This is a genomic window from Pseudoalteromonas sp. SG45-1, assembly GCF_014164135.1.
Lineage (GTDB): Bacteria > Pseudomonadota > Gammaproteobacteria > Enterobacterales > Alteromonadaceae > Pseudoalteromonas > Pseudoalteromonas distincta.
In genome coordinates this window covers 105,132-116,657 of record NZ_JACJEP010000014.1, presented here as the reverse complement: position 1 = coordinate 116,657, position 11,526 = coordinate 105,132, and the positions used below count along the sequence as shown (strand labels likewise).

Below are 11,526 nucleotides of genomic sequence, written 5' to 3'. Positions count from 1 at the left end.
CTCATGCTCATGCTCATGCTCATGGCTCGCTTTACCGCCGTGAATTAAATCGATTGCAGCCAAAGGAATGTGCAGCGTTTTATCAACTGGCGTGCCTGTTGGGTTTAAAATGCCGACGACTTTAAATGGGTTATCGTCATGATGATGAAAACTGGTGTTCCCCATGCCGTGCGATATAACAATAGAGTCGTTAAGTTTGTAGCCTAGTTTATTTGCAACTTCGCTACCTAGCACCACTTCGTTAATTGCGGCAAAAGGGTGGCCTTTGTTAAAGGTTAAATTTTGTTTTTTTGCAAAGCGATAATGGCTAAAGTAATCAAGTGTTGTGCCTAGTACCGCTTGGCCTTTATGGCTGTCGCCTAGGCTTATAGGTATGCTCCATTTTACGCCTCGCTGACTTGTTATGTATTGATAACTTTTCCAACTTACGCCGTTATTAGTATGGCCAATTCTAAATACTGACGAAAGCAGCAACTGTATATCGCCGGTACGCGCACCAACAATTAAATCAGTGCCCGAAATAGTATTACTAAAACTACTTTTAGCATCAATTCGTACACGTTCAATACTCAAAAGTAGCATTACACTAATTGCGATAGTAAATAATGTAAGCAGTACACTTGCGCGGCGATTTAATAAGCTTTTGTAAGCAAGTTTAGCGAGAATCATACCTGCTCCTGCAAATTTATAAGATCAATGGAGCGGTTAAATAAAGGCTTTAGTGTTTCATCGTGGCTCACAAATACCAGCGTACTATTAGATAACTTTGCTTGTTCAAACAGTAGCTTTATAAAGCTCTCACGGTTATTTGTATCGAGTGCAGATGTGGGCTCATCAGCAATTATTAGTTCAGGGCTGCCTATAAATGCGCGAGCGGCAGCAACGCGCTGTTGCTGTCCAATACTCAGTGTCGCTACATCTTTATGGTGATACTGGGCAGTAAGGCCTAAAGCATTTAATAACCGTATCGCTTCTTTTTGTAAGGCAGAGTTGTTATTTGATGATTTCTTTAATATTTTTTGTTTTCGGCTTTTTGAAAACTCACACCCAAGCGTTATATTTTCAATAGGAGTTAAATAAGGAAGCAGGTTAAAGTTTTGAAAAATGTAGCCAATGTGATCCGCTCTAAAAACATCACGGGTGGTATTGCTTAATGTAGTTAGGTTTTGGTCTAAAATTGATACCTCACCGCTGGTGGCTGTATTAATGCCAGCAAGAATCGCTAATAAGGTCGATTTACCTGAGCCACTAGGACCGTGTAAAAAAATATGCTCACCTTTTTCTATAACTAACTCTTTTATGTTGAGCGTGGGTGAGCTATCGCTTTTATGCCACTTAAAAGTTACGTTTTTCAGGTTTATCATTATCCGATTACCAACCCCAGTAGTTTAGATCTTTACGCATTTTTAGCTGTCTTATTATATTTAATGGCTTGGGTTTTAGTTTTTCGTTACTTTGTAAAAATTCATTAGCTGCATTTAATACGCGTTGGCTAGATTGGCCATCGGTATACGGATGAAGTTCCTGGCAATAGCTTTCAATATTTTGCATTAAATCACTAGGTTTAGTAAGCACGTGTTCAATAGCTGCTTCTACTTCATCTGCGTCGGTAATATCAAGTAAATGAGGAAGTGGTTTTTGATTACAAAACGTGACTACCGGTTTACGTAGTAGTAAAAACATTAAAAGAACTGACGATGTATCGCACAGCATAACATCAGCAGCTTGCAGTAACGGCAAAACGTTATCGGTTTCAATAAATGTTAGATTTTCGTTACTCAGCGCTTTATATTTATTAACCCATTCGGCAGGCATTTTAGGATGAAACTGCATCAAAATACGCCACTTACCTTGCTCACTAAAATGTTTTATTTGCTCATATAATTTAGGAGCAAGTGATAGCTTTCGTGAGAAAGTAGAGCATATAAGTAAAGTAGGGCGAGGGTCGTCGCTTACATAAGGATTATTTGAAGTATTACTAAAAAGTGGATCGAGTGTTGGCCAGCCAGTTTCAGTTACTTTAAAGAAACCATGCTGCTTAGCTAGCTCTTTAAATCGGGTTGTTGTATTTGGGCCTTGCGTACAATATAAATCGTAACAACCACGAATAGTAAAATGACCACGATTACCTTCAGAGCTGCGCTTTTCAGAATTAAAACCATGAAATACAGCTACTTTTTTACCTGGAATAAAGCTAGGTACTATATTACCCGGTATAAACGTAATGTTTGGAGCCCAGCTTTTTACATCTTTTATGGTATGTAAACGTGGCTCGTCTGTGGTTAAAAAATCGGGGTTTACTTCGCTACCCGCTAAAAACCAGCGTACTTCACCACCATGTGTCAATATTTGCGCCTGCAAAGGTCTCAAGATAGCGTATGAATAATTCTGAGAAATATACATTAAGTATTTTTTATTTTTAGTGGCATTTAAGTAGTTCAAGCTATCTCCTCAGGCTGGTTAGCACATTAAGTTTACCCCATTGCGACTCGCTTATAAATATATGCCTTTATTTGTTTTAAGCATCCGATTGAGCTTTGAGGTTGGCTAGATTATTATACAGCCCATATAACCCCATACCATACTTTGCTCAAAGAGCATCCCTAACCCCGGAGATAGCATGACTAGCTATAAAGTTTTAGACGTAAACGATGATTTACCCATTCGTACCAAAGGTGAAGTACACAGCGGTAAAGTTCGTTCAGTTTATTGGTTAACTGATGAAGACAGCGCACGATTAATTAAAGATAAAGGCTACCAAGTACCGACAGGTACTGAGCTTGCTATTATGGTTATTTCAGACCGAATTTCTGCATTTGATTGCATTTGGCAGGGCGAAAACGGTTTAAATGGCGTACCAGGTAAAGGTATAGCGCTAAACTCAGTGGCAGCCCATTGGTTTAAGTTATTTGATAAAGCGGGTCTTGCGGGCAATCATATTGTAGATATTCCGCATCCGTATGTGTGGATTGTACGTAAAGCCAGTACAGTGAAGGTAGAGGCAATTGCTCGCCAATATATTACGGGTAGCATGTGGCGCGATTACGCTAAAGGCATACGTAACTTTTGTGGTATTGAATTACCAGAGGGTTTAAAAGCGAACCAAAAGCTTGATAACGTTTTAATTACGCCGTCAACAAAAGGTATTATTGAAGGCGTTGCTGATATTCCGCCTGTTGATGATGTAAATATTACTCGCGCTAATATTACTAATAACTTAGATGTATTTAACTTTAAATCGGCAGATGATGTAACCAAATACGAAAAACTGTTAGTTGAAGGTTTTAAATTAATTAGTGATGAACTAGCGAAGCTTGACCAAATTTTTGTAGATACTAAATTTGAGTTTGGTTATGTAGAGGGTTTAAATGGCGCGCAACAGCTTATATATATTGATGAAGTAGGCACGCCTGATTCGTCACGTATTTGGGATGAAGCCGCTTACAAAGACGGTAAAATTGTTGAAAACTCTAAAGAAGGCTTTCGTCAATTACTGATTAATAACGTGCCAGAGAGCGACGTATTATTAAATAAAGATCGCATGAGTGAGCGTGAGCAGTTAGCTAAAGATTATATTTTACCAGAATCAGTAATGCTTGAAGTGTCAAATACCTATGTTGGCATAGCGAGTAAAATTGTTGGCAGAGATATCGTGATCCCTGAAGATCCTCGCCAAGAAGTTATTACTATTTTAGATAACGATTACGGATTAATTGTTAAATAACAGCACTTAAGTGCTAATAAAGCCAGTAACTAAATCTTTATTTTTAGTTACTGGGCTATAATTCTTGCAATTAGTGCTCGTCTCTAATTAACTTAACCTAATATTAATGTTTAGGTATTGTTATGTTTGAACGGGCATTGCAAAAGTTTGCTAAAAGTCATTACTTTTTAGCTATAGGTTTGTTTTTTAGTCAGTTTGCTTTAAGTGCAAATGTTGAATTAGTAATAGAAGATCAACACGGCCAAAAGTTATCAGGTGCTGTGGTTGAGCTTAATATTGCTGGTAAACAAGCCACATCATCAAATTTGCCCATTGCTATAATGGATCAAGTCCATAAGCAGTTTTTACCCGAATTATTAGTTGTACAACAGGGTCAAAAAGTTAACTTTCCTAACAGCGATAATATTCGCCATCATGTTTATTCTTTTTCACAAGCTAAGCCTTTTCAACTAAGATTATATTCAGGCCAACCAAAAGAGCCCATTACGTTTGAGCAACAAGGGGTTGTTGTTTTGGGGTGTAATATACATGACTCTATGGTTGGCTATATCTATGTAGCTAACAGCGAATTCGTATATAAAACAGATAAAAAAGGCTATGTAAATTTGCCTATTAATACACTGCCTGCACAAGTGAGTGTGTGGCATCCATTACAAACAGCACCATTGGAGAATAAAAAAATGATAACAATTAATTCTCAAAAACAGTTACAGATAGCAGTAAACACATCAACTCCAGCACCCAGAAATACCTTTGGTAGTAAGTTTAAGGCTGGTAATGACTAATAGTTTACGAAATCGCATAACCATTTTATGTGTTGGCTTAGTGTTATTAACCACTATGGTCAGCTTGTTTAGTTTTTGGTGGTCTACGAGTAAATTTCAAGAAGAAAAAGTAAATCAAGATATTACCGTAGCGCAAAATGTTTATAAGCAATATTTAAAGTCAAAAGAAAGCCTACTGTTAACCGCTGCAAAAGTACTCACCTCCGATTTTGGTTTTAAGCAAGCTGTAGCAACGCGAGATGCAGGTACAATCAGCAGCGTGTTGTTTAATCACAGTCAGCGTATTGATGCCGAATTAATGTTGTTACTTGATTTATCGGGTAAGCTAATTTCCGCCAATACTGACGAAGACGTTTTTGCACACAACTTAAAGCCCTTGATGGAAGAGCTTTTAAGTGCGCCAGAAGAGTCTAGTTTTGTGGTGCTTAATAACGAGCTGTATCAAATTATTTTATTACCTGTAAAAGCGCCACGTACAGTAGCCTATAGTTTGGTGGGCTTTAAAATTGACGACAATGTAGCCCATGAACTAAAAAGCTTAACAGGCATGGATGTAAGTTTTATAGGCAGTGCTGACGATATTGTTATTAGCTCATTAGCTAATCGTCCTGAGCAATTTGAACCTGTTAGCTATTTTAGTACCGTAACCACATCGCGGTTTTTTGGTGAGTATTTAGTGTTTCGTAACCGAGAAATAGATTTACCATCGTTGTTGACCCATCCCATAATTATTTTGCTGAGTGCCGATTTAACACAAAGTTATAGTGATTTCGAAAAACTGCTTTTTACACTTATTATTTTAGCTATTTTAACTATGTTTGTAGGTGTTATTACGAGCAGCATATTTGCAAATAATTTAACTACGCCACTTACTCAACTAGCTGTAATAGCAAGGCAATTTGCACAAGGGAATTATGCTTTTGAATTTAAAGGCCAAAGGCAAAGTACCGAAATAGACACGCTAGTCGCAGCGTTTGATAGCATGGGTAATGATATTAATCAGCGCGAGCAACAAATTAGCTTTCAAGCCAGACACGACTCCCTAACAGGCTTTTATAACCGCTCAGCCATGCTTGAGGTGCTTGATGATGAGTTAGATTCATCAGCCGAGTACACGCTCGTTGCAATAGACATAAAAGGTCTTCGCCATATAAACGATAAGCTCGGTCCGCGCATTGGTGATGACTGCCTAAAGGCCGTTGCTTGCAGAATAAGTGAGTTTTCGGATGAGTTAGGGGGCTTTCATGCCCGTATTGGCGGCGATGAGTTTTTAACTGTGTTTCCGACTGCTGCAGCGCGTGAACACAAAAGCGGTATTGTCGGCTTAATGGCACAATTACAAGCGTGCTACACCATTCAAAAACTAAAAATTAATTTACGCTTTAGTGCAGGCATTGTGCAGTATCCTACACAAGGTATTGCAAGTGATGACTTAATGCGCCGTGTGCTAATTGCAGTTGAAAGTGCTGCAAACAAACAAGAGAGCATACATTACTATCAAAATGGCGAAGACGAAGCGCACTTAGAGCGCTTAATAATGCTTGATGAATTAAAGCAGGCTATTAGTGATGACGATGGTCAATTGTTTATGACTTATCAGCCAAAATTACATTTGAAATCGCAAAAAATAGATAAAGTTGAGTCGCTTATTCGCTGGCAGCGAAAAGATGGTAGCTGGGTCAATCCTGAACTGTTTATTGACTTAGCTGAGCAGTCGGGGCTTATTGTTGAACTTACTGGGTGGGTTGTTCATACGGTTGTAGCACAAGTAGCTGATTGGCAGTCTAAAAATATAAACTTACAGGCTGCAATAAATGTATCTGCGCAAGACATAGCATTTCCGGGCTTTCACGCTGCATTAGTTCGCACGCTTAAAAAGTACAAATTAGATTCTAAGCTGATCACTATTGAGCTTACTGAGCGCGATATGATCGAAAACGAAGAAAAAGGTATTAAAGCGCTCGAAAATCTAAAGGCAATTGGCGTTAAAATATCATTAGATGATTATGGTGTAGGGCAAACATCACTTGGTAGATTAAAAATGCTGCCTATTGATGAGCTTAAGCTAGATAAGTGCTTTATCCTAAAACTTGATGAATCGCAAAAAGATCAATTTATAGTGCAATCATCAATTACGTTGGGACATCAGCTAGGTTTCTCGGTTGTAGCTGAAGGGGTTGAAACGCTTGGCTCATTAAATTTACTTAGAGGCATGCAGTGCGACCATGCACAAGGCTATTACTTAAGTCGGCCTTTAAAAGCAGAACTATTAGAAGAATGGCTGGAGGAATACTATGCAAAAAATTAAATACTTATTAGCAAGTTTGTTTTTAATAGTTAGTGTGCCGAGCATTGCAAGCAATGGAAAACTGCTAGCTACGCCGGGAGTTTCTCAAATTGAAGGCAGTGGCGGCGGGGGGATTGTACCGTGGGCACAACTTGCTGGGTACGCAAGTGATGATGAATTTTCGGTAAATGGCTTTTGTAGTCGCGCAGATGTAACCGACTACACACTTGACGTATGTGGTGCACAACTTAATTTATTTAATCGTGTTGAGCTTAGTTATGCCCAACAGCGCTTTGATGTACCAGCACTTGATGCTGAAATAGAGCAATCAATTACAGGTGCTAAAATACGTTTGTACGGCGATATTGTTTACAGTGATTGGCCACAGCTTAGCTTAGGGATTCAGCATAAATCACTGGATGATGGCAGTATTGCAACACTTGTAGGCGCAGAAGAGACTAGCGGTACTGACTACTACCTCGCTGCTAGTAAATTACATTTAGGGGCTATTGCTGGCTATAACTGGTTTTGGAACGTAACTACAAGATACAGTGAAGCTAATCAACTTGGTTTACTTGGTTACGGTGGAGAAAATACTAGCGGAAAAGTATTATTTGAAGGCAGCACAGCACTATTTTTGAGTCGCGAAATAGCCGTAGGTGTTGAGTATCGTCAAAAATCAAATAACTTAAACTTAGGCGAACAAGATTGGAAAGACTTATTTGTAGCGTGGATGCCTAACAAGCATGTGAGTGTGACTGCGGCTTACCTTGATTTAGGAAGCATTGCAGGGGCTGACGATCAAACAGGTTGGTATTTATCGGTTACAGGGTATTGGTAATGAAAAGCGTTGGTATTTTTTTGATTTGTTTAGGGTTGCTTAGTGGGTGTGCAAATTCTACTAAGCTCTCACTTTATCAAAAGCTGGATGGTAAAGCTGGGATAGGCAGAATTGTTGATAGCTTTATCTATCAAATAGGCAATGACGAGCAGATAATTCATTACTTTGAACACAGTAATATAGCGCATTTCCGCCAAGGATTTATTAATCATATGTGCATGTTAGTAGAGGGCCCGTGTACATACGATGGTGACTCTATGGTGGCAATTCATACTGGTATGCATATTACAGAGAAAGATTTTAATCATGTTGTTGATTTGCTTATAAATGCAATGAATGAGCAAGATGTTAGCCATAGCTTACAAAACGATATTCTTTCTAGAATGGCGCCACTTCGTGATGAAATTATAAAAATGTAACTATAAAGCTTTCAAAGTAATTATTAAGTAAAGGGAACCTTGCTTTGATTGCATTGTCCACATAGAATTATTTCATAAAAACAACAATTGGCAAATATAGCTTGTATGGCTTATCTATTTATTTCTCGCAAAAATGTACACGCAAAATACTATAAAAAAATAATCAAAAGATTGTCGATGAATTGCCAATTACACATCATGGGAGCGCCTAAGCTTTCTGCTGTGAAATATTTAATAGATGCGTTCCAAGTTAATTTTACTGGTGTAGTAAACTCTCAACTAAAACGTAAAAGAGCACGTAATACAACTTGGAATAATTCTATCGTTACTGCGGTTTATAGTGCTGGTTTAGTTTTATTTGAACGATTACGATACGCCAAGTATTTAGCCTTATTAACCGAGACTAATCCTGAATACATTGTCATTTGGAACGGCAATAAACTTCCAAATACAACCGTTGCTATGGCTGCAAAAGCATTAGGTGTAAAGCAGTTTTATTATGAAAATGGTTTACTACCCGGTACAAGCAGTTTAGACCCTAATGGTATTAACTATAATGCGTCGTTAAGCCGTGACCCTTCTTTTTACCTAAATTTTGACCCACAAAATAAGTTAAACTTTTCTGCGCCGGATTTAATTCCAAGAGCTGATCATAAAAAGCGCTGTGAATTTGAGTGCGCCGATGTGCCAGAACGCTATATATTTGCGCCTTTTCAAGTACCTCACGATACTCAATTAGCTAGCTTTTCTCCGTGGATAAACTCTATGGACATGTTTTACGACGAGGTGATTAAAGCCGTCAAAAGCTTAAATGATCCAAGTTTAAAAGTGGTTTTTAAAGAGCATCCGTCGTGGCATAAACATTACGCTCATCTTTATGAAAAAGATCCGATTGCAATTTTTGCTAATGGAAATCAAACGAGTGATTTGATTAAGTGCGCAGAAGCCGTATTAACGATTAATTCAACGGTCGGCTTAGAAGCATTACTGCTAAATAAACGAGTTTTAACTCTTGGACAAGCCTGTTACAACATTGAGGGTTTGGTAAAGCATGCGAGCACTGCAGAGCAGCTTGCAGCAAATCTGAACGAAGTAATGCAGGGCTGGCAACCAAATACATTATTAAAGGATAAGTTTTTTAGCTTTATTGAACATGTATATTGTATTCCTGGCGTTTGGAAACACACTGAAGATAAACACATTAAAGCGATTGAAGCGCGTTTTACGGGTAATGATGAGTTTGCTAAATATCATGGTGATAAGGAATCGTAGTGAAAAACCTAATTAGCTGTCAGCAATTACACGAGCAAATTAATAATCCTGCATTAGTGATATTTGATGCAGGTATGCTGCGCCCAGGTGTTTTGGGTACTTATTCGCCGCAAGCAATGCTGCCCAACGCTAAACGTTTTGACATAAAAAATGAGTTGGCCGATAGATCTAACCCCTTACCAAGTACGGTATGCAGCGAGCAGCAGTTTACCCACGTGATGCAAAATGCAGGAGTAAATAACGATTCGTTTATAGTTGTATACGAAGATGGCGGTTTATTTAGCGCAGCAAGAGCGTGGTGGATGTTTAAAGCTATGGGGCATAACAACGTAAAAGTACTCAGTGGTGGCCTTAAAAAGTGGTTAGAGAGTGGTTACGCCACACAGCAAGGTTATAGTAAATCGTTAGGTAAAGGTGATTTTACGGCAAGCTATAATCCTGAGTATTTTATCAATAGCCAACAAGTGGTTGACGCAATTGATGAGCCCAGCATTGTATTGCTAGATGCACGTGCTTATAAGCGTTTTACAGGCGAAGAAAGTGAACCCCGAAAAGGCATACGTAGCGGGCATATCCCAAATAGTCGCTCGTTGCCTTTTATGGATTTACTTAATAAAGGTGAAGCTAAACCACTTGCCGAAATTAAAGCGATATTTAGTGACGTGGTTGATGATGCGCGGCAGTTACAGTTTAGCTGTGGCTCAGGTATTACAGCGTGTGCTTTAGCGTTATTTGCTACTGAATGTGGTTACAGTAATTTAAGTGTTTTTGATGGTTCGTGGAGTGAGTGGGGTGCAAGTGATTCATTACCCATCGCCACAGGAGAAAAGTAGATGTGTTGTGGGTTTAGAGCTTGCTCACGTTAAAGCCGCAGCGTCTCTAAACCTCTTTGTAAATAACAGTACTTAAAAATATTACTCACAAGGAGAAGTGAAAGAGAAGAAAATGAGAAGGTAAAAACCAGTGCTTGCTCGTATTTGAATACTCTTTTATACAATCACTTACTCTAAAAGCGCAGCGCCTCTAAACCTTCTTGTGGATAACAGTACTTAAAATATTATTCACAAGGAGAAGTGAAAGAGAAGAAAATGAGAAGGTAAAAACCAGTGCTTGCTCGTATTTGAATACTCTTTTTATACAATCACTTACTCTAAAAGCGCAGCGCCTCTAAACCTCTTTGTGAATAACAGTATTTAAAAATATTACTCACAAGGAGAAGTGAAAGAGAAGAAAATGAGAAGGTAAAAACCAGTGCTTGCTCGTATTTGAATACTATTTTTATACAATCACTTACTCTAAAAACGCAGCGCCTCTAAACCTCTTTGTGAATAACAGTATTTAAAAATATTACTCACAAGGAGAAGTGAAAGAGAAGAAAATGAGAAGATAAAAATCAATGTTTGCTCGTAGTTGTATTAAATAGCTTTTACTTTTTAAAACCATAAGGGCAGTTTTTACAACCATTTTTGCAGCACGAACCACGCTTTAAAAAGAACCACTTACTAAATACCATGTAACCACTTTGCATGGTGTAGTCGAGCCCTTCAATTAAATTGTCGTTACCTCTATATTGCTTTGCAAAGTCTATTTGGGTTTTAATAGGTTGTGTATAAACACCCTCTAAAAAAGTATTTATTTTATTAAGCGTGCACTTGCGGCATAAACAACTTGTTGCTGTGATATCAAGCGGTAAAATAGCCGGCAGCTCATTGCACCAACACGCTGATATATCGTCTACATTACACGTTAGAGTACTGTGGCATTGAGTACAGTTAAGTTGAGTCATTATAATTCTTTTTAGTAACAGTGAGCCAAGAATAACAAATATTATGAATACACAAAAAGCATTAGCTGAATTTATTACATTTGGAGAGCAAAGGGACGAAGCTATATCGGTTATCGTTTCAAGCCCTGCTGATAGCAATAAAGCTCACTATACTCTCTCAACCGAGGTTTTAATTGATGTGCTTAAACGCTGTTTAAGTAACGAAATAGACTTAGATGATTTGGAGCTTTGGGCAAACGTAATTGAATCGCGAGATGACATTGATTGTACTGAGCATGAAGGTTTTATTTATGCGCTCAGTAATAGCGAGCAAATGGGAGAGCTTAATCATCAAAAGCTTGCTCAAATAGTTGCGTTAGTAAAAGTTTGATTTGTTTAAAAAGCGAGGTGTAAAACCTCACCTAAAAAAAAC

The 11,526-nt window shown here is 38.3% G+C and carries 12 protein-coding genes; 8 read left to right on the top strand and 4 right to left on the bottom strand.

The features are described 5' to 3' along the window. The 3 genes from H5117_RS13125 to H5117_RS13115 form a co-directional block, all read right to left on the bottom strand. The coding region (locus H5117_RS13125; RefSeq protein ID WP_182738259.1) for an ABC transporter permease at nt 1-669 on the bottom strand (669 nt) is incomplete at its 3' end. Further along, entirely contained in the window at nt 666-1,364 is a 699-nt protein-coding gene (locus H5117_RS13120; protein WP_182738257.1) for an ABC transporter ATP-binding protein, read from the bottom strand. The genes H5117_RS13125 and H5117_RS13120, both read right to left, overlap by 4 nt. Nucleotides 1,365-1,371: 7 nt before the next feature. Beyond that, nucleotides 1,372-2,442 (bottom strand): CDP-glycerol glycerophosphotransferase family protein, encoded by a 1,071-nt coding sequence (locus H5117_RS13115; RefSeq protein ID WP_182738255.1) that lies wholly within the window; start codon nt 2,440-2,442, stop codon nt 1,372-1,374. Nucleotides 2,443-2,620: 178 nt separating this feature from the next. Between H5117_RS13115 and H5117_RS13110 the strand changes: the two genes are divergently transcribed. The 7 genes from H5117_RS13110 to H5117_RS13080 all read left to right on the top strand — a co-directional run bounded on the left by H5117_RS13110 (nt 2,621) and on the right by H5117_RS13080 (nt 10,161). Continuing rightward, complete coding sequence (locus tag H5117_RS13110) at nt 2,621-3,724, top strand: phosphoribosylaminoimidazolesuccinocarboxamide synthase (protein ID WP_182738253.1); 1,104 nt, start codon at nt 2,621-2,623, stop codon at nt 3,722-3,724. 122 nt (nt 3,725-3,846) lie between these two features. Then, a complete protein-coding gene (locus H5117_RS13105) occupies nt 3,847-4,509 on the top strand; it encodes a methylamine utilization protein (RefSeq protein WP_182738251.1) in 663 nt (220 codons plus the stop codon). Then, complete coding sequence (locus tag H5117_RS13100; RefSeq protein WP_182738249.1) at nt 4,502-6,817, top strand: EAL domain-containing protein; 2,316 nt, start codon at nt 4,502-4,504, stop codon at nt 6,815-6,817. Before H5117_RS13105 ends, H5117_RS13100 begins: the two co-directional genes overlap by 8 nt. Then, nucleotides 6,804-7,637 carry a DUF3034 family protein gene (locus H5117_RS13095; RefSeq protein WP_024597016.1) on the top strand — a complete coding sequence of 278 codons (834 nt, stop codon included), beginning with the start codon at nt 6,804-6,806 and terminating at the stop codon, nt 7,635-7,637. The genes H5117_RS13100 and H5117_RS13095 overlap by 14 nt, the downstream gene beginning before the upstream one ends. Next, nucleotides 7,637-8,056 carry a group 1 truncated hemoglobin gene (locus tag H5117_RS13090; RefSeq protein ID WP_024597015.1) on the top strand — a complete coding sequence of 140 codons (420 nt, stop codon included), beginning with the start codon at nt 7,637-7,639 and terminating at the stop codon, nt 8,054-8,056. The genes H5117_RS13095 and H5117_RS13090 overlap by 1 nt, the downstream gene beginning before the upstream one ends. 177 nt (nt 8,057-8,233) lie before the next feature. Beyond that, nucleotides 8,234-9,328, top strand: a complete 1,095-nt coding sequence (locus H5117_RS13085) for a capsular biosynthesis protein (protein WP_240915897.1) — start codon at nt 8,234-8,236, stop codon at nt 9,326-9,328. Then, on the top strand, nt 9,328-10,161 hold the full coding sequence (locus H5117_RS13080) for a sulfurtransferase (RefSeq protein WP_182738247.1): 834 nt from the start codon (nt 9,328-9,330) through the stop codon (nt 10,159-10,161). The genes H5117_RS13085 and H5117_RS13080 overlap by 1 nt, the downstream gene beginning before the upstream one ends. Nucleotides 10,162-10,754: 593 nt before the next feature. Here the strand turns inward: H5117_RS13080 and H5117_RS13075 are convergent. Beyond that, complete coding sequence (locus tag H5117_RS13075; RefSeq protein ID WP_024596018.1) at nt 10,755-11,114, bottom strand: DUF5522 domain-containing protein; 360 nt, start codon at nt 11,112-11,114, stop codon at nt 10,755-10,757. 43 nt (nt 11,115-11,157) lie between these two features. Between H5117_RS13075 and H5117_RS13070 the strand changes: the two genes are divergently transcribed. Then, nucleotides 11,158-11,484 carry a hypothetical protein gene (locus H5117_RS13070; RefSeq protein WP_024596017.1) on the top strand — a complete coding sequence of 109 codons (327 nt, stop codon included), beginning with the start codon at nt 11,158-11,160 and terminating at the stop codon, nt 11,482-11,484. The last annotated feature ends 42 nt before the right edge of the window (nt 11,485-11,526 follow it).